Source organism: Allocellulophaga tsushimaensis (assembly GCF_055383085.1).
Window position 1 is genome coordinate 4418499 of the sequence record NZ_AP039451.1, and the last position, 18167, is coordinate 4436665.

At 31.6% G+C, this 18167-nt stretch carries 19 protein-coding genes; 13 read left to right on the plus strand and 6 right to left on the minus strand.

Annotated elements, in window-relative coordinates; genetic code table 11:
• Positions 1–30 precede the first annotated feature (30 nt).
• From ACZ451_RS18980 to ACZ451_RS19035, 12 genes are all read left to right on the plus strand, one after another.
• Complete coding sequence (locus tag ACZ451_RS18980) at positions 31–1455, plus strand: serine hydrolase domain-containing protein (protein WP_464214984.1); 1425 nt, start codon at positions 31–33, stop codon at positions 1453–1455.
• A gap of 470 nt (positions 1456–1925) precedes the next feature.
• Entirely contained in the window at positions 1926–2447 is a 522-nt protein-coding gene (locus ACZ451_RS18985; RefSeq protein WP_464214985.1) for a hypothetical protein, read from the plus strand.
• A 141-nt stretch (positions 2448–2588) separates the two neighbouring features.
• The gene (locus ACZ451_RS18990) at positions 2589–3233 is read left to right on the plus strand and encodes a hypothetical protein (RefSeq protein ID WP_464214986.1); all 645 of its coding nucleotides are present in this window, start codon (positions 2589–2591) and stop codon (positions 3231–3233) included.
• A 180-nt stretch (positions 3234–3413) separates the two neighbouring features.
• On the plus strand, positions 3414–4463 hold the full coding sequence (locus ACZ451_RS18995; RefSeq protein ID WP_464214987.1) for a hypothetical protein: 1050 nt from the start codon (positions 3414–3416) through the stop codon (positions 4461–4463).
• 315 nt (positions 4464–4778) lie between these two features.
• Positions 4779–5507 (plus strand): putative signal transducing protein, encoded by a 729-nt coding sequence (locus tag ACZ451_RS19000; RefSeq protein ID WP_464214988.1) that lies wholly within the window; start codon positions 4779–4781, stop codon positions 5505–5507.
• Positions 5504–5662, plus strand: a complete 159-nt coding sequence (locus ACZ451_RS19005) for a hypothetical protein (RefSeq protein WP_464214989.1) — start codon at positions 5504–5506, stop codon at positions 5660–5662. Before ACZ451_RS19000 ends, ACZ451_RS19005 begins: the two co-directional genes overlap by 4 nt.
• 364 nt (positions 5663–6026) lie before the next feature.
• Positions 6027–6617, plus strand: a complete 591-nt coding sequence (locus ACZ451_RS19010; RefSeq protein ID WP_464214990.1) for a hypothetical protein — start codon at positions 6027–6029, stop codon at positions 6615–6617.
• A gap of 224 nt (positions 6618–6841) precedes the next feature.
• A complete protein-coding gene (locus tag ACZ451_RS19015; protein ID WP_464214991.1) occupies positions 6842–7750 on the plus strand; it encodes a WD40/YVTN/BNR-like repeat-containing protein in 909 nt (302 codons plus the stop codon).
• A gap of 442 nt (positions 7751–8192) precedes the next feature.
• Positions 8193–8660: a hypothetical protein gene (locus ACZ451_RS19020; protein ID WP_464214992.1), complete on the plus strand. Its 468-nt coding sequence runs from the start codon at positions 8193–8195 to the stop codon at positions 8658–8660.
• A 189-nt stretch (positions 8661–8849) separates the two neighbouring features.
• Positions 8850–9281 (plus strand): hypothetical protein, encoded by a 432-nt coding sequence (locus ACZ451_RS19025; RefSeq protein WP_464214993.1) that lies wholly within the window; start codon positions 8850–8852, stop codon positions 9279–9281.
• Between the two features lie 230 nt (positions 9282–9511).
• Positions 9512–9664 carry a hypothetical protein gene (locus tag ACZ451_RS19030; protein WP_464214994.1) on the plus strand — a complete coding sequence of 51 codons (153 nt, stop codon included), beginning with the start codon at positions 9512–9514 and terminating at the stop codon, positions 9662–9664.
• A 104-nt stretch (positions 9665–9768) separates the two neighbouring features.
• On the plus strand, positions 9769–10563 hold the full coding sequence (locus ACZ451_RS19035) for a hypothetical protein (RefSeq protein ID WP_464214995.1): 795 nt from the start codon (positions 9769–9771) through the stop codon (positions 10561–10563).
• 126 nt (positions 10564–10689) lie between these two features.
• Here ACZ451_RS19035 and ACZ451_RS19040 read toward each other — a convergent pair whose 3' ends face one another.
• Complete coding sequence (locus tag ACZ451_RS19040; RefSeq protein ID WP_464214996.1) at positions 10690–11112, minus strand: secondary thiamine-phosphate synthase enzyme YjbQ; 423 nt, start codon at positions 11110–11112, stop codon at positions 10690–10692.
• Positions 11113–11228: 116 nt separating this feature from the next.
• Here ACZ451_RS19040 and ACZ451_RS19045 point away from each other — a divergent pair, with 116 nt between their 5' ends.
• The gene (locus ACZ451_RS19045; protein ID WP_464214997.1) at positions 11229–12044 is read left to right on the plus strand and encodes an HAD family hydrolase; all 816 of its coding nucleotides are present in this window, start codon (positions 11229–11231) and stop codon (positions 12042–12044) included.
• Positions 12045–12059: 15 nt separating this feature from the next.
• Here the strand turns inward: ACZ451_RS19045 and ACZ451_RS19050 are convergent, their stop codons facing one another.
• From ACZ451_RS19050 to ACZ451_RS19070, 5 genes are all read right to left on the minus strand, one after another.
• Complete coding sequence (locus tag ACZ451_RS19050; protein ID WP_464214998.1) at positions 12060–13322, minus strand: asparagine synthetase B; 1263 nt, start codon at positions 13320–13322, stop codon at positions 12060–12062.
• A 119-nt stretch (positions 13323–13441) separates the two neighbouring features.
• Positions 13442–14983 carry a replicative DNA helicase gene (gene dnaB, locus ACZ451_RS19055; RefSeq protein WP_464214999.1) on the minus strand — a complete coding sequence of 514 codons (1542 nt, stop codon included), beginning with the start codon at positions 14981–14983 and terminating at the stop codon, positions 13442–13444.
• A gap of 169 nt (positions 14984–15152) precedes the next feature.
• Positions 15153–16106: an acetyl-CoA carboxylase carboxyltransferase subunit alpha gene (locus ACZ451_RS19060; protein ID WP_464215000.1), complete on the minus strand. Its 954-nt coding sequence runs from the start codon at positions 16104–16106 to the stop codon at positions 15153–15155.
• Positions 16107–16170: 64 nt separating this feature from the next.
• Positions 16171–17061 (minus strand): DMT family transporter, encoded by an 891-nt coding sequence (locus ACZ451_RS19065; RefSeq protein WP_464215001.1) that lies wholly within the window; start codon positions 17059–17061, stop codon positions 16171–16173.
• A 21-nt stretch (positions 17062–17082) separates the two neighbouring features.
• Entirely contained in the window at positions 17083–18165 is a 1083-nt protein-coding gene (locus tag ACZ451_RS19070; RefSeq protein ID WP_464215002.1) for an LptF/LptG family permease, read from the minus strand.
• Positions 18166–18167 lie beyond the last annotated feature (2 nt).

An 18167-nucleotide genomic window follows, 5' to 3' on the forward strand; every position in this document is an offset into this window, starting at 1 on the left:
ATACACCAAAAACAATAAAACCATCTAAAAATGAAAAAATTAATAATTCTCTTAACTGCATTATTTCTCATAATTGCCTGTAAGAATAAGGAAAACACAGAAATAGCTACGGATAAGTTTAAGGTCGTAGAAAATGATAAAACGCAACGATTAGATTCCGTTTATTCTGCCCATTTTGAAAAAAATGAATTTAATGGAAATGTACTTGTGGCAGAAAAAGGTAAAGTTATATTTCAAAAAAGCTTTGGAATTGCTAACCAAGAAACCAATGAGAAATTGAATATTGAGACTTCTTTTGAATTGGCTTCAGTTTCAAAACAATTTACAGCGATGGGAATCGTACAACTTCAAAAAGAAGGAAAGCTTTCATATAATGACCTCATCAGTAAGTACATTCCAGAACTTAAATATTACGAAAATGTTACCCTAAAGAATTTATTAATACACACCGGTGGTTTGCCTGACTATATGAGTATTATGGAAGAGCGCTGGAGCAAATCAAAAATAGCTACAAATGATGATGTGATTGAAATTTTTGCAAAACTAAAACCTGAGAAGAAATTTGAGCCGAATCAAAAATATAGTTACAGTAATACTGGATATCTACTACTTGGTACTATAATAGAAAGAGTTAGTGGCAAATCATTTGGAGACTATTTGAAAGAAAAGATATTCGAACCACTTGAAATGAACAATAGCTTTGTTTACAGGAGAAGATTTAATCCGAAGAAGGTTAATAATTATGCATTAGGCTACATTTATTCAGATAGCTTGAAGCGAAATATAGTACCTGATGAATCGCCTGAAGATAGTAAAGTCATTTATTTAGACGGTATTGTTGGTGATGGGATGGTCAATTCTAATGTAATAGACCTTTTTAAATGGGATAGAGCACTATATGGCAACGAACTTATAAACGAAGAAGACAAAAAATTAATTTTCGCATCGTATCCTACAGATAGTGGTGTAGAAACAGGTTATGGATTTGGCTGGTTCGTTAGAAACGATAGTCTATATGGTGAAAGAGTTATTCATACAGGTCGTTGGGCTGGTTATTTGACAATTATTGAAAGACATATAGATACTGATAAAACAATTATTCAACTTATAAATATCGAAAACAAAATCACAACAAGTCCAGCTAAATATGTGCGTAAGATTTTATATGAACAACCAATCGAAATACCGTTTTCATTACCTGAAGAAGTACTTAAAAAATATGTAGGAACTTATATTTGGGACGGACGAGAAACTGAAATTACATTTGAATTCGGAAGACTGTGGGATAGCGGTCAGTATGAATTAAAACCAATTTCAAAGACTAAATTTATAATTATTGGTTTCAGACCTGAAGTTACTTTCACGTTTAACTTAAATGACGATGGTTCTGTGAGAAGTTACAGAGTACAACAAAAAGAAAACAATATCGACAAAACCCATATTCTTAAAAAATAACCCTCAATTAAAATAGGAAATAAGAAAGATAATCAAATCAATTTGTAATAAATCAAGTGATGATGGTAGGTATTATAAAGCAGAAAAATTCACCGCAAAAGAATACAATTATTTAATTAAGAACAGTAGTTGGCTACCAAAGTCTCCGCAAAACGCAAAGAATATTGAAATAAGTTATTATAGAGATGATTTTTTAGGAGACTACTCCTTAAGTGTAGAAATAGAATTGCCAGCTAATAAAAGATTGGATTCTTTAAAATATCCTAAATGGACAAAAATAGAAAAAGATAAATATCGATTTGGTGGATATCAAGATTAGCAACAAAACTACTCATAACAACTTATATAATTAATTGCTCAGTTTGCGAGTACTCGGAAAATCCAAAGGATTTTCCTCAGGCTCGTTTTCTTTTACTAACTTAGTTCCTAGCCTATACAACTAACCATAGTCAAGACATTGGCAGTACTTTATGCAAATCAAATATTTCAAATATAAAAAACATACGGACACTTGGTTTTGGATAATATCTACCGTAATATATGGTGGGGGTTTAACTTATATTTTCACCAAAATAATTATCGGGAATCAATATCAACTTTGGAAAATATTATTAGTCTTTCCTCCTTTTCTCTTTATTTTGATTACGTTAATAAGAATTGTTGTTTACCGTAAAGAATATCTGAAAGAGGCTGAAAAAAAAACGATTATTCTGGACAAAGAGATTCCAAAACTAACTGTTGAAGATGGAATGTGTGAAAAAGAAATTCTCCCTTCAGAAATTGGACATCTAAAACTATTTGAGTCATACGGCAATGGGCCTCCTTTTACTGATTTTACCTATATGGAAATAGTTTTAAAAACAGGGGAATCTATTGTAATCCCCGATAGAATTGCAAATATCAGTGACTTAAGCCTTTTACTAAAGAGAAAAAGAAGGATTCGAAAAAAAAGGTTTATGAATAGAATAAAAACTACCACCAACAAAGCCTAAAATTCATTACTTGCGGATTTCCTAAACGGAAATCACACGCAAAAGCTATCTTTAGGTTCGACTGGATTGTCCTTCAGACGAATCAGAGTAACGAAACTTAGCCAAACCGTTAGCAATAATTAAAGTAAAAAATCATAGCGTTTGATAAAAGAATACGAAAGAGAGTTATCTGAATCGGATAAGAAAATCATATTAAAGGAAGTACAGGAAATTAGATCTTACTTCCCTAAGACAAAAAGATCTGTTCTTATTAAACTTCCAATTCTACTTGGATTCATAATTATTATTTATCATTTTCCAAATCTATGGTTAATCATTCCAATACTAATTATCTCGTTCTTTATGATATGGATGTTAATAATAGAAGTAAAAGATCTAATTAGTTTGCCTAAATTCTTAAAAGAAAAGGTGGCCATTGTTGATACGGGAATTGCAAGAGTTCGTGAAATAAGCATAGATAGATATGCCAAGATTAATAGCTATAATGACGAAGGAAATCACTATATAATAGAACGAGACGAAAAACTAATTATGATAGGTGGTCAAGAATTCGATGGAGTACGAAAACTCAAAAATAAGATCGAATATATTGAACTTTTGGATTTAAGCAAAACAAAAGGCTATAATACAAGAGTTGTAAAAAAAGGGCAAAGCCTTCAACCATATTATGTATTTAAGGGTAGACTTCCTGAAAAATTGATGAACTCAGAATTATGGAATCAATTGACGGAACAAGAACCATTTGACGGAAAACTTGAGGATTTGGATAAATACATAAAAAAATAAAGCTGCTAACAACATATACGTGCTCATAGTAGCTAAGTGATGAATCGAATGACTGTTGTATTTTTGTTAAAGCCTAATGCTTGCACAATGAAAAAATTAGCAACCAATACGCAGAAAAATCGAAAAGCTGGGTAACAATTTGCTCAGCTACGACACATATATTAAACCTTAGCTTTAATTTTGAAAAGAATATTTCTTACATCCTTAACACTTGGTTTAATCCTTTTCTCAAGTTGTATCAACTCAGAGTCAGATTTTGATGGACTTTGGGTAAGCGCATATCAAATTAAAACGGAACCGAATCTGGGAATCGCAGATTATAAAAAATTCATTAGAGTAGACGGAGATAGCCTATTTTTTAGAACTACTGGGGAACCTAAAATGAATTTTAGCCCACTTAACATAAAAACTAAATTCCGTTGGACTACAGACGGAATTGAAACTGAAGATGAAAATTTTCAAAAGATATTTATTCATCAAATTTCAAATGATAGCCTTCTTATAAGTTATAATACTAAAAATAGCACCAGAGAAGTTTTCAAGAAGCAATATCAACCCAAATCAAAAATTGATTGGAATCCAAGTGGCAAATCATACGAATTCCAAGGCAATAGCACGATAGTCAAAACCAAGTTTTTGGAGAATGGACTTTATATTGATTATCTTCCTGAAATCGAAGAAGTTTCTGTTGGACATTGGAATACTTTCAATATAAGAGACAATTTGTTCTTGATTTTCGATAAGCTAAATATAATTACCCTATCTGTTGATTCTCTCACAAATGACAAAGTACATTTATCGATTCAGGGCGCGATGAAATTTAATTATTCGTTTAAAGAGCAAAATCTTGAAACTCCAAAAGACCTTCTAGGAGACTGGACATTGAAAATTTGTGATACAATAATAGGCAACGAACTCATGCCTTTTCCAAATGATTATCAAAGGCCTAATCTGGATTTTCTCCAAATTGGAGAGGACAGTATTCTTATAAAAAGAGGGAATATTAAGTCCATTAAAAAATGGACTCTTGGAGGTAAAAATAATCTCATCATAATACCTGATGCTACTTGGCCAAAAAACCAGTTAAGAAGAGATACATTAACAACAAAAGAAAAAACGACACTCATAAACCTATTCAAAATAAATAGTCTATCAAAAAATGAGTTAGTACTACTTGCGAAATATGTCAATGGATTTGAATTGAAACTGACATATAATAGAAAAAACTAAAGCTAACAAGGGTTATAATTTATAGCTGTAATTCGTTAACTTTATACTATAAAACCACCAACGGTAAAGGTATGAAACGCCTTACCAAACAAGCTGACAATCTGCAAAATTCTTGCTATCCAAAGACAACAGCACACAACAAAATATAAAACAAATAAGGCATTCCAAAAGCGCTATGTAGTGCGTGTTATTCCAAAAAATTAGTATACTTTTATAGAACAAGAAATTATAAAAGGTAAAGCCTACCAGAGAGGAACGCCCTACTGCTTTATATCTTGACTGTTAGCACATATTAGAACTAGACAAATCTTAATATTGGAAAATTTTAAAACCTTAATGACATTCACTTTCCCTACAGAGGTAGCTGTGGTCAAATCTAAACTTGAATCTGAAGGCATTGAATGTAAAGTTCTTGATGAACATACCGTTCAAGTACATAATTTTCTTTCACACGCAATGGGTGGCGTTCGACTTCAAGTAGAGAAATCAAATTTAGAAAAAGCTAGGATGATTCTTGAGGAAAATGGGTTCGTTCAAAAAGAGAGTGAGTCTAAACAAAGTAGTGTTGAAAAGACAATAAGTAATCCCAAATTTCAAAGAATAGTCAAATATAGCCTTGTTGGACTCATAACTACTGTAGTCTTATTTGCTTTAACAATGTTTGTTTATAGATATTTAAATCAACCTTCTGAATACGAATTGTTAACTGAAAGGAATTGGTGTTTAGATTATTTTGTATATCAAAATGAAGAGTTTGTACCTTATACAGTTGCTAAAGGTGTTAAGCTCAACTTTATTGACCAATGTACGGAAAACCTAAGTTTTGATAGCACTGGACATGTACAATTCCCTGGATTTAATTCGTCTAGAATAAATGGAAAATGGAAATTAGAAAACGATTTTATTAAAGTCACTGAAATTGACACGTTAGACTTACTTCTTGAAAGTAGATATGAATATACTATTAACCAGAGAGAATTAATTTTAAAATCTGACTCACTAACAATTTATTGTTCAATTTTAAGATACGGTAATTATCGATGAAAAAATTAAAATGCCCAGTATGTGGTTCTTTAGAAATTTCAAAACCAAAGCCATCTAGAGGAGCAATGGCAATAGCTATTCTTTTGATTGGTATTCCTTTACCATTTTTATCCAAAAAGCATCACTGCTTTGATTGTGAAAGTGATTTTAAATAAAAAAAAAAAAACATCTGCTAACAAAAAACTGAGGTGAAAAAGCAAGCATTAAAAACATCTGTAAGCCTATTTCTGAAAGGATGCTAAACACTAATTTTATTCCCACACCGCCCAAATGAGCACTAACGATCAAGGTCTGAAACGCTTTACCAAACAAGCTGATAATCCGCTAAATTCTCGCTGTCCAAAGACAACAGTGTACAACAAAATATAAAACAAATAAGGCATTCCAAAAGCTGTATGCAGAGCTAGTTATTCCAAAAAAATAGCATATTTTTATAAAACAATAAATTAAACAAGATAAAGCTTACCAAGAAGGAACGCCCTACTCGCTCTATACCTTGACCGCTGCCCACAATTAAAGATGAGAAGCTTAAATTTTCTATTATTAGTTTTATTGACTTTTATCTCTTGTACGAGTGTAGAATTTGATGCACCGCAGCCAATTGGAGAAAGAGTAATTAAAAAGATTCCTCGAAAAATTAGAGGAGAATATGTGTTTTTTAATGATACTATTATTATAGACAAGTATTTTCTGCAATTTTCTAAAGAAAAAGAAGATGTTTTTGGACTTAAGGATTATCTGGATTCTAGTAGAAAAATTTATTTGTCCGATAAGACTATTCTTAAATGTTACAAAAATATTTATTTCTTTAATCTAAAAACGGATGATGGAAAATGGGATACTTACTTGATAAAGAGAGATAAGTCTAAAAATCTTATAATAAAAAGTACAATTGGTGCAAAGCTTCAGAAAAATGGTAATGATATGAAACTCTCTTCATTAAACGATAGAGACGGAGAAATTGAGCTTTTATTAAAAGAAATAAATAATAATAAAGTTAATCAAGTCTTCTCATCAAGTTATTACATAAATCCAACTAAATCAGAGTTAAAAACATTACTAAAAGGGAGATTATTTACAGAACTTCTTGAGTTAGAAAAAATAAAATAAAAGTTGGCAACACTGTATAAAATTAATGTGGGGTTTTATGGTTTCCCAAGTTTTAGGTATGTTTATATTGTCGCTTATTCTTATTTGAGTATTTTTAAATCGACAAGATAAAAACATAAAATAAGTATAAGCTTGTGGCTCGGCTGACAATTCAAAGATTGCCTACCTCCCACACTAATCTTATACAAAACCGTTGGGGTAATGTTACATAAAAATACCGAAATATGGAAAATGAATTTGATTTGACTAATTTAACTTATATATCAGGTGCAGAAGTACATGATGGTAATGTATTAATTTGTTGTCAATACAAAGAATTTAATTTTAATACACATCCGCATACGGTTTATAGAGTTTTCACAAAAAAGGGAGAAGAAATAGATCTAGGACATAACACAAGAGCAACTTCCGGAATTACAAGAAGTATAACTAATAATGGTGTTGTTGCCCTTGACCCAAAAGGCGAGTTTTTAGAGTACCAATCTAACGAAGAGTACCTTAGAAATAGCATTTTGGAAGATTATGTTGATTTAGAGTTAACATTTAGATTTATTAAGCTCATTGGCGACACTCTTTATGCAGGAGGTACTAATAACTATATATTTAGCTTTACAAATAATAAATGGACCGAAATCGGAATTGATGCTATGCGTAAAGAGCCTGCTCCTATGAGTTTTGAAAATATCACTGGTTTTCATAAAGAGGAACTATATGCCTTTGGTTGGAAAGGTGTTATTTGGACAAATAGTTCTGGAGAGTGGAAAAAAAGTTCTTCTCCAACAAAATACATATTAAATGATGGAGATGTTCACAACAATGATGTGTATATAGCTGGGCAATCAGGAACCATATTAAGAGGCCGTAATGACAAATGGGAGATTATTCCAAACAATGAAAATGATTATGACATTTGGTCTGTTCAATCTTATGGTGATTCTATCTATTTTGCTACTGTGAATGGAATCTTAAGGCTCAAAGATGATAAACTTACTCTGTTTAAAAAATTAAGTTCAGACATGAGAACTACAATGAATCTGTTTGTTGGCCCTAGTGGGTTTTGGTCTGTTGGAGAATCTGATATTGCGGTGTATGACGGGAATCAATGGCAAACATTTAAACAAAATCTGAAATAATAGTCTATCCAAAAAAGTATATTAAGGTTATTATTAATAAAACTTTACATAATAACGGTAACCGTTGCACAACTCGGATTTGAATTTAAGCTTGAACCGAGCAAAAAGTATATAAGTAAGTGCTCGACAAGACATAAGGAAACTTACAAAGACGAAATTGAAGAAACTATATGCTAAAAAAGTACATTGTACAACAATGAATCTGAGTAACTGCCTGTTCTCTCCTACTTCTGAAAAATCCTTCAGAGTTTTCAGTTTGGTGTATACTTGCAAAGTTAAGTGCACCCCATACAACTACTCATGGCCGAGAACTTTGGTGCGTTTTATTCCAAAAAATTAGCATACTTTTATAAAATATGAAATAACTAAAGGTAAAGCACAACAGAGAGAGACGCCCTACTCGCTTTATACCTTGACCGCTGTAAAACATTTGGTACGTTAAATGAACATATCTGATATTATTGGACTTACGATAACAGAAATTCGATATACATATACTTATCAGAATGAATATGATATGCAAGAATTTTATGCTTATCTAAAACTCTCAAATGAATTGATAATTGAAATCCCACAGTATTCTGATTTGGAACTTAATGAAAGTACGGAAAGGAATCAAATATTTAATGAAGCAAAAACACCGAATAAAGACTGTACTAAACGGATTGAAAATCAAAAAATAGTGGATATTCACTTTTGTTATTGTTACAATGAACAAGATTTTGATTCTAAAGCATATATTGAGCTTGAGAACGGAACATATTTTACAGAAGAAAACCGCGGACCACAAGGCTTTACTAATATTGATTTAGAAATGCTGAATAAATCGGAATTTGAAAAACGTGTTGCGGAATTGGACGAAAATTCTGAAATAAAATCCTATTTAGCGGAAATAAAAAACATATACTAACAACACCTATAAGATGATACGGGTTTTGGTTTAATCGAAAAGTTATTGTCTATTTGATTTTATAGCCAAAGTATTAAATTTAGTATCTTAGAAAAGATAAAAACAAAATATAAACTTTGCCTAAGTGCTAATCCGGAAACTAGAGATTTTCTGCTTCCGCACTACGTGTAGCTCAACGTTGCGCAATATATGAAAAAACTAATCCTCATAATGATTTTAATGATTTTCGAAATGTCCTATGGACAGAACGAAACTGAATTGAATAATGAAAATATCATTGTAAAATCTACTCATTGGATAACGGATAATTGTTCTGATTTGGATAACGCATATGAAAATGATTTATGCGTTAGTAAGGAAATCACCCAATTCATCAACAAAAATTTAAAATGGTCTTTAGAAGATAATTTACCTAATGGTAATTATGAAATCAGAATATATCTAAAAATTGCTGAAGATGGCGAAATTTCCAAAGTTACTGTAAAAAGTGAATATTCAGAGCTGAATAATGAATTGGAAAAAACATTATTGTTATTTCAAAATCGAATTAAATTAGTTGACCAAAATAGAAAAGCATATAAAAACACTTTAATTTTCCCTTTGAAATTTAAAGTGGAATAATCATGTTGCACAACAAAGCCTAAACCTAATGCGGAGTTTAGAGCTAAGTCCAAAGGCCTGTGTATATTTATAGTGTCGCCAAATCTATTGGATTTAGTTTTTTGATAAAATAAAAAACAAATCAAAACCAAAAGCTTTAGCTTCGTACTACAGCGAAAACGTAACGTTTCCCTGTCTTATTGCACCACGCATAGCGCAAGCCTTTGTAGATAATTAAACAAAAGAGAAAAATGAAATCAATAATTTTAATTTTTATTCATTTTAATGTTAAGGCACAAGTCTGCAATTGTGATCTATATGGTTTGGCTTCAGAAGAAGGAAACAAACCAAGTTTTACTGCGGAATTTAAAAATGGAAATAAGTTAGTTATCGTATTCGGGTAGGTGTCTTTGAAAAATTCCAAATATCGAATTCTCAGGAGTCAAAAATGAGTTTTGAGACAGACAGCCGTTAGGCATAATTAAAAACAAATTGACAACAATATTTTATGCATTATAGAATTATACTAATATTTCTTATTGTACATTCAAACGTATTATTTGCGCAAGGACAAAAAAATGATTGGGAAAAATCTAATTTAAAAGGAAAAGTAAAAACAATTGAAATTAATACATTCCAACCATTTAACGGAAATATAAATGATTTAAGGACTAATGATTACAATAAACTGACAAGACATTTCAATAAAGATGGAAATGAAACACAATTCATATCTGGTGGTTCTAATGTAAAAAACATTTCAATTTATAATAAACAAGGCCTTAAGACTGAATTTAAACTAGTTAGAGATACAACTACTATTAGTTATGTGAAATATTTTTATAATAATGAAGGCAAAAGAATTAAAGCAATAGACTATTCAAGTAATGGTAAAATAACTGGCACATTTAAGTATGAGTACGAAAAAAATAAAGCGAAACGAATAACAAAAAAATACACTGTTGTAGAAGAATTTGATGAAAATGGATTTAAAATCAGAGAGACCAAATTAAATTATGGCAAATCAATATTTTATGATTACGAATATACAAGAGATGAATTTGGTAACTTGATAGAACAAAAAACATTATGGTCTAATGGTTCTCTTAAAGAAATTAGGGTTTTTAAGTATAATAAACATCATGATGTCATAGAGGAAAAAAACACCTTTGGGTCTTTGAAAAATCATCAACAGTATGTTTATTATGTATATGACGAAAAAGGCAATTGGATTGAAAGAAAGTTAATCGAAAATGGTAAACTTTTCAGAAAAAAGATTCGGAAAATTAAATATTATAAATAACTATATGCATAACAACGTGTCCAATGAAAAGCCTTAGCCCAATTAATAAGTCCTTTTTAATAGCAATATTCATACACTAAAAATTAATAGTGCCTAAATGCACAATTGGTATCCTTAAGAATACATTTAAACGCCATAACAACTAATGACCACATTTCTTCCTGAAGCATGGTTTCTGTGTTCGCATAAATAAATACCCTGCCAAATCCCTAAATTTAATTTTCCATTGGTAATGGGTATTTGAACCGATGCTCCCATTAAAGAAGCCTTTATATGTGCCGGCATATCGTCTGGACCTTCGTAAGTATGAATGTAATATGGCGCATTTTCGGGTACCATTTTATTCATATGACTTTCAAAATCTAAACGTACCGTAGGATCTGCGTTCTCATTTATAGTTAGGCTTGCCGAAGTATGTTTTATAAAAACTTGTAACATTCCTTTTTTAATATGTTTGAGGTCTTTAGAAATAGTTACTATTTCTTCAGTAATGAGATGGAAACCTCTTGAAAATCTTGGCAAGCGTAATTCGTATTGGTAAAAATGCATTGTATTTATATAAAATATTGTTATTAGCTCCTATAAAATGCTAACACAAACTTATTCTTTTTATTTTTATTTGTTGTCTTTACTTCTTATACCTTTGTTTTATATAATTACAATGCATGGATTTATCTAAAGTAAAATTAGTAGTCACTGATATGGATGGGACTTTACTAAATTCTAAACATGAAGTTAGTGATCGTTTCTTTACCGTTTTTAAAGCCTTAAAAAAGCAAGGTGTTCTATTTGTTGCTGCAAGTGGAAGGCAATACAGCAGTATTTTAGAAAAATTACACACCATAAAAAATGATATTATTATCGTTGCTGAAAACGGTGGTTTTGCAAAACATAAGGACGAAGAACTATTAGCCACTCCTATGCGAAATCAGTTTAAAAAAATAGTGTTAAATAGCATTAAAAATGTTCCTAACATCCACCCAGTTCTTTGCTCCAAGGATAATGCCTATGTCACTGGCGAATCGCCTGAGTTTATTGGCATGTTAAGAGAGTTTTACGCAGGTTTTGAAGTTATAGACGATTTGACTGCTTATAATGATGAAATTCTAAAAATTGCTATTTATCATTTTGAGAGTTCTGAAAAATATATTTATCCTGCTGTTGCTCATTTAGAGAATGACTTAAAGGTTAAAGTTTCTGGTGAAAATTGGGTTGATATTTCTGAAATGGATGCGAACAAAGGTTTTGCCATTGAAAAAATTCAGCAACAATATGGAATACGACCTTCCGAAACTATGGTTTTTGGAGATTATAACAATGATCTTGAAATGCTAAGCAAAGCCTATTTTAGTTTTGCTATGGAAAATGCACATGCTAATGTTAAAGAAGCTGCTAATTTTAATACGCTTAGTAATAATGCATATGGAGTGGAGCTTATTTTAGAAAAAATGGTAGCAGCTAAGAATGTAATCGAAAATTAAAATTAATATTTCTCTTTAGGTTTTCTGTTTCTTTTTCTTTGCTGCAGGAAACAATACATTGTTTAATATTAACCGATAGCCTGGTGATGAGGGATGCAATTCTAATTCTGTTTTTGGATCCCCTACTCTATGCTGATAGTCTTCCGGGTCATGACCGCCATAAAAGGTAAAAAAGCCTTTTCCTTTTATCCCATGGATATAACGTGCTTCTCCATTAACTTTATTTTCTCCTAAAACCAAAACTGTAGGCTTTACCTCGTTTCTAGAAAAAGATGTGGTTTGCCCCATAAAACCTTTTACTAAAGCCGTATGATTTTGGCATAACATGGTGGGCACGGGATCCCATTTTGCAGAAAAATCCATCAAAGAAAAATAATCATTCTCTTTGGGTATTCTTCTTTTATTTGTCATATCTATTGAAGAAAACTCATAGCGCAATGGGTTTCGTTCTAGGGTGAAATTTGAAAAGGCAAAGGTTTTTTGAAAATTTAATTTAGACTGATAACTGGCATCCGATGCATCTCCATCAAACATTGGTTCACAAATATCTACGCCGTCCGATGCGGCAAGCGCAATATCAAAACTATCTGTAGCAGAACACATAGCAAACATAAACCCACCACCAATAACGTAATTTCTAATTTTAAGCGCTACTGCTCTTTTTTCTTCTGATACTTTACTATATCCTAATTTAGCTGCTAAAGCTTCTGCATTTTTCTTTCCTTCTATATACCAAGGGGTTGCTTTATAAGCACCATAGAATTTACCGTATTGCCCTGTAAAATCTTCATGATGTAAGTGCAGCCAATCGTATAAAACCAATTTATCTTCTAGCACTTCCTCATCATAAATGGTTTCATAAGGAATTTCGGCATAGGATAGGACCATGGTTACAGCATCATCCCAAGGCTGATTGCCTTTTGGGGAATAAACTGCTATTTTAGGGGCTTTTTCTAAAATTACGGCTTCTTGGTTTTTAGAAGGGCTACTTATTTGGTCTAAAACAGCATTTGCTTGACTATCTGAAAGCACTTCAAAAGAAACACCTCTTATTTGGCACTCTTTACGGATGGCATCACCATCGGGCAGTAAAAAAGAACCGCCTCTATAATTCAGCAGCCACTGCACTTTTTGCTGTTTGGCTAACACCCAATACGTTATACCATATGCTTTTAGATGATCTTGCTGGCTCTCTGCATCCATGGGTATTAGTATCGATGAAGCAAAAAGAGATGTCGAAAAAAGAAAGAAAAGAAATGAAAAAAGTGTGTTACGCATAAACTTAAAGTCAATCCCTAGGTTTTGATAAGGCTAGGGCATTAGATATACTATCTAAATTTACAACTAAATCTTAAAATATACTTTACGCTTATGTTTATTTAGCACTTTTTTAGTGTTTAAAAGGGTACATCATCATCGTCTGGTGTATTCATAGAACTTCCAAAAGCTTCATTTGCATTTGGAAGATTTTTAGTGATAAATGGGTTATCTTCTCCATCATTCATTTTAGATTGGAACTCAAATGGAGAATCAAAATCATCAAGGTTATCGAACTTTCCTAAATGCCCAACGAATTTTAATCTTATGTTCTCTAAGCCACCATTTCTATGCTTAGCTACAATAAACTCCCCTTGTCCTGCAGTTGGTGAACGTTCATCATCATCCCATTCATCTATTTTGTAATATTCTGGTCTGTATATAAATGATACAATATCGGCATCTTGTTCTATAGCTCCAGATTCACGTAAATCTGATAGGATGGGTCTTTTTGTACCGCCACGTGTTTCTACAGCACGTGATAGCTGCGAAAGTGCTATTACAGGCACATTTAATTCTTTTGCTAATGCTTTAAGATTCCTAGAAATTGTTGATATTTCTTGCTCTCTATTCCCACCGCCTTTTTGGCTACCTCCAGCAGTCATTAACTGCAAGTAATCAATCATAATCATTTTTATACCATGTTGTGAAGCTAATCTCCTTGCTTTTGCTCTCAGGTCAAAAATGGATAAAGAAGGGGTATCATCTATAAATAGAGGGGCGCTTTCTAATGATTTTACTTTTACATTTAATTGCTCCCACTCATGTTTTTCTAGTTTCCCTGTTCTTAATTTTTCTGAAGACAAACCTGTTTCTGAAGAAATTAAACGGGTTATAAGTTGTACAGAAGACATTTCTAATGAAAAGAAGGCTACCGGTGTATTAGATTGTACTGCCATATTACGCGCCATTGATAGGGTAAGTGCTGTTTTTCCCATACCTGGACGTGCCGCAATAATTATTAAATCACTGGGTTGCCAACCAGACGTTAATTCATCTAATTTTGTAAAACCAGACGAAACGCCACTTAAACCTTCTTTACCAGCAATTTCTTCAATTCTTTTTTTAGCTTGTATCACTAAGTTTTGAGCGGTTTCTGCGGAACGTTTTAAATTTCCTTGAGTTACGTCATATAACTTAGATTCCGCAGCATCTAATAAATCAAAAACATCAGTTCCATCATCATAAGCTTCTGTAATAATTTCGTTTGAAATTTTGATTAAACTACGCTGAATAAATTTTTGTAAAATAATACGCGCATGGAACTCAATATGTGCGGAAGAAGCTACCTTTTGGGTTAGTTTTATAAGGTAAAAATCACCTCCACAAGCTTCTAGGTTTCCATCTTTCTTTAATTGAGAAGAAACGGTTAATAAATCTACTGGTTCAGAAGTTTCAAATAATTTGAAAATTGCTTCGTAAATTAATCTGTGTGAATCTTTGTAAAAAACATCTGGATGTAGGATGTCTATTACTTCATCTACACCTTTTTTATCTATCATCATTGCACCTAGTACAACCTCCTCTAAATCAGTAGCTTGAGGAGGTATTTTTCCTCGCTCTAAATTAATGATTGTGGTCTTATCTATTTTTCTTCCAAGAGTTGGACTCGGTTTCTCCATGTTTGCGAATGTATGCAATTAAGCTTTAGATAACATCAAGATTATGATTTTGACTATCCACAGGTAATCAACAATTACACTGTTGATAAGTTACAAATTTATGTTGATAACAAAAAAAAATCTGAAATGTTTAAGTTTTCAGATTTTATAAATGTATTGAAGCTAGGTGTTACCCATTATAGACTCCCATATTTGCATATTTATTCATTCGCTGTTTAACCAATTCTTTTGGTGATAACTTTTTTAGCTCTTCAAAATGCAACATAATTTTATTTTTTACTGTAGTAAATGTCTTATCCCTATCGGTATGCGCGCCACCTGCTGGCTCTCTAATAATTTCATCAATTAACTTCAGTTTTTTCATATCTGAAGCGGTTAATTTTAAAGCTTCTGCTGCAATTTCTTTATATTCCCAACTTCTCCATAAAATAGAGGAACAAGATTCTGGAGATATTACAGAATACCATGTATTCTCTAACATTAATACTTTATCTCCTACACCAATACCTAATGCACCACCTGAAGCACCTTCTCCTATAATCATTACAATTATGGGCACTTTTAAACGCGTCATTTCTAAAATATTACGGGCAATTGCCTCTCCTTGCCCACGTTCTTCTGCTTCAATACCTGGGTAAGCACCTGGGGTGTCTACCAAACATATTACTGGAACATTAAATTTTTCTGCAGATTTCATTAAACGCAAGGCCTTTCTATAGCCCTCAGGATTTGCCATACCAAAATTACGGTATTGACGTGTTTTTGTATTGTAGCCTTTTTGCTGCCCAATAAACATAAAGCTCTGGTCTTTTATTTTTCCTAAACCACCAATCATAGCTTTATCATCCTTTACATTTCTATCGCCATGCAATTCTAAAAACGTATCGCCACAAATAGCATTAATATAGTCTAAGGTATATGGTCTATTTGGATGTCTAGATAATTGTACTCTTTGCCAAGCTGTAAGGTTTTTGTAGATATCTTTACGTGTGTCCGCTAATTTCTTTTCAATTTGCTTACAGGTTTCAGTAACATCAACATCACTTTCTTCGCCAATAATCATACATTTATCTAATTGCTCTTCTAGTTCTTTAATGGGAAGTTCAAAATCTAAATATTCCATGCGTATTGTTCTTTTATTTAAATCAACAGACAAATATAAAATATAAAATAGCTTCGTCTAATTCCTAATCCTTTTTTTTAAGGAATTTCATGTTTTTTAATATTCCATTTAAAACCACTACTCCTAAAATAATGGCTACTCCATAATAGAAATTAGAAGACATTTTTTCGGTCTTAGGAAATAAGAGTAATGCTAAAATAATACCATAAATAGGCTCTAAATTATACGTTAGGACCACTGTATATGGTGTAATTTGTTTCATTACATAGGTAGACGCTATAAAAGCATAAGCTGTACATATTGAGGCTAAAATAAATAAGTATACTAGATCTAGTGCTTTTAATTGAAAGAATTCTATAGTAAAACCATCATTATAAAAGCAAAGAAAAAGGGTTATAAATAAAACGCCACTGATAAATTCATAAAATGATATTTTGGTAGCGGAATGTTTTTCTAAGAATTTTCCGTTTAATACTGCAAATAAGGAAGATAAAAAAGCGGATAAAACCCCTAAAATCATTCCTTTTACATAGCGTATTTCACTTTCTAAAATAATATAGATCCCAAAAACTACGATTACTCCAAAAACAATTTCGTACCAAATTAACTTTCGTTTAAATATAATAGGTTCTATAAATGAGGCAAAAAAAGCTCCAGTAGAAAACATTGCTAAGGCTATTGATGCATTAGAAGCATCTATTGCTCCAAAAAAAGTAATCCAATGCAATGCTATAACTATTCCTGCTAACGCTAATTTTAAAAATGATTTTCTTGAAATACGAATATCAACCTTCTTTATTTTAATGTATACATACATTAAAATAGCAGCTATTAACATTCTGTACCATACTAAAGAGACAGCCTCTATGCTAATTAATTTGCCTAATATAGCTGTAAAACCTGCAATAAAAACTAAAAAATGTAAGTGTAGGTAGTTTTTTAACTTCGTATTCATAACTAAAACACGCTATTATACTTATCGTTTTGCCCTGTTAAGGAGATACACACCAAATACGCCAAAAACTACATTTGGTATGGTTACCGCTAAAAGTGGTGAAAACCCAGATTGTTCTGCTAGGGTGCCAAAAACTTTATCGAAAAATATGTAGATAAATGCTACCATAATACCAAAAGCTAAATTTACACCTATACCTCCTCTACGTTTTTGAGAAGATACCGCCACTGCTATTAAAGTTAAAATAATGGCAGTAATTGGTAATGACCAACGCCGGTATTTTACTAAAACATAAGAATTAATATTTGTGGCACCTTTACGCCTTTGATTGGTTATAAATTCATCTAACTCAAAAAGGTTTTTAGTCTCCGCGATATAGGATACTGGAGCAAGATCATTTATATTAAATTGAAAAATAGTATCTAAATTTCTTTTTGTTTCTATGGTTTCTGTATTATCTGAATGTAACGTCCTTTTTAAATAATTCGTTAATTTATATGTACTGTCTTTAGCAGACCATCTGATGTTTGATGCAGATATTTTATATTCTAGTTTATTATCTTCATTAAAATGCTCAAATGTAAAATTATGCCCCAATTGACGTGCAGCTTCATAACTACTGACATACATAAAGTCATTTTCATTAAGTTGATTAAAGATATTTTTATCTATCCTATCCTTCTTATTCTTTTTTAAATACTTGTATTTAAATTCATTAAAACCTTTACTTGCAGCTGGTACAATAAACATACCCATTAAAAGCATTAACAATGCTATTATAGTTGCTCCAATAAAATAGGGTCTTAAAAACCTAAGATAAGAAACACCTGAACTTAATATCGCTACAATTTCTGTATTACTTGCCAGTTTAGAGGTAAAAAAGATTACGGATAAAAAAAGAAAAATTGGAAATAATAAACTTCCGATATAAATAGAAAAGTTTCCTAAATAAATTAATATTTCATTTAAAGGTGCATCATTGTCTTGCATTTTACCTAGTTGTTCCGCCAAATGAATCATAATACCAATTGGAACAAATAATGCAATCATGACCGAAAAAGTCACTAAATATCGCTTTAATATATATTTATCTAAAATAGTCAAGG

What these genes read in the sequence shown, in the direction of transcription:
- ACZ451_RS18980 (WP_464214984.1), top strand. Translation starts at nt 31, where the DNA reads ATGAAAAAATTAATAATTCTCTTAACTGCATTATTTCTCATAATTGCC.
- ACZ451_RS18985 (WP_464214985.1), top strand. Translation starts at nt 1,926, where the DNA reads ATGCAAATCAAATATTTCAAATATAAAAAACATACGGACACTTGGTTT.
- ACZ451_RS19005 (WP_464214989.1), top strand. Translation starts at nt 5,504, where the DNA reads ATGAAAAAATTAAAATGCCCAGTATGTGGTTCTTTAGAAATTTCAAAA.
- ACZ451_RS19010 (WP_464214990.1), top strand. Translation starts at nt 6,027, where the DNA reads ATGAGAAGCTTAAATTTTCTATTATTAGTTTTATTGACTTTTATCTCT.
- ACZ451_RS19015 (WP_464214991.1), top strand. Translation starts at nt 6,842, where the DNA reads ATGGAAAATGAATTTGATTTGACTAATTTAACTTATATATCAGGTGCA.
- ACZ451_RS19020 (WP_464214992.1), top strand. Translation starts at nt 8,193, where the DNA reads ATGAACATATCTGATATTATTGGACTTACGATAACAGAAATTCGATAT.
- ACZ451_RS19025 (WP_464214993.1), top strand. Translation starts at nt 8,850, where the DNA reads ATGAAAAAACTAATCCTCATAATGATTTTAATGATTTTCGAAATGTCC.
- ACZ451_RS19030 (WP_464214994.1), top strand. Translation starts at nt 9,512, where the DNA reads ATGAAATCAATAATTTTAATTTTTATTCATTTTAATGTTAAGGCACAA.
- ACZ451_RS19035 (WP_464214995.1), top strand. Translation starts at nt 9,769, where the DNA reads ATGCATTATAGAATTATACTAATATTTCTTATTGTACATTCAAACGTA.
- ACZ451_RS19040 (WP_464214996.1), bottom strand. Translation starts at nt 11,112, where the DNA reads ATGCATTTTTACCAATACGAATTACGCTTGCCAAGATTTTCAAGAGGT.
- ACZ451_RS19045 (WP_464214997.1), top strand. Translation starts at nt 11,229, where the DNA reads ATGGATTTATCTAAAGTAAAATTAGTAGTCACTGATATGGATGGGACT.
- ACZ451_RS19050 (WP_464214998.1), bottom strand. Translation starts at nt 13,322, where the DNA reads ATGCGTAACACACTTTTTTCATTTCTTTTCTTTCTTTTTTCGACATCT.
- dnaB (WP_464214999.1), bottom strand. Translation starts at nt 14,983, where the DNA reads ATGGAGAAACCGAGTCCAACTCTTGGAAGAAAAATAGATAAGACCACA.
- ACZ451_RS19060 (WP_464215000.1), bottom strand. Translation starts at nt 16,106, where the DNA reads ATGGAATATTTAGATTTTGAACTTCCCATTAAAGAACTAGAAGAGCAA.
- ACZ451_RS19065 (WP_464215001.1), bottom strand. Translation starts at nt 17,061, where the DNA reads ATGAATACGAAGTTAAAAAACTACCTACACTTACATTTTTTAGTTTTT.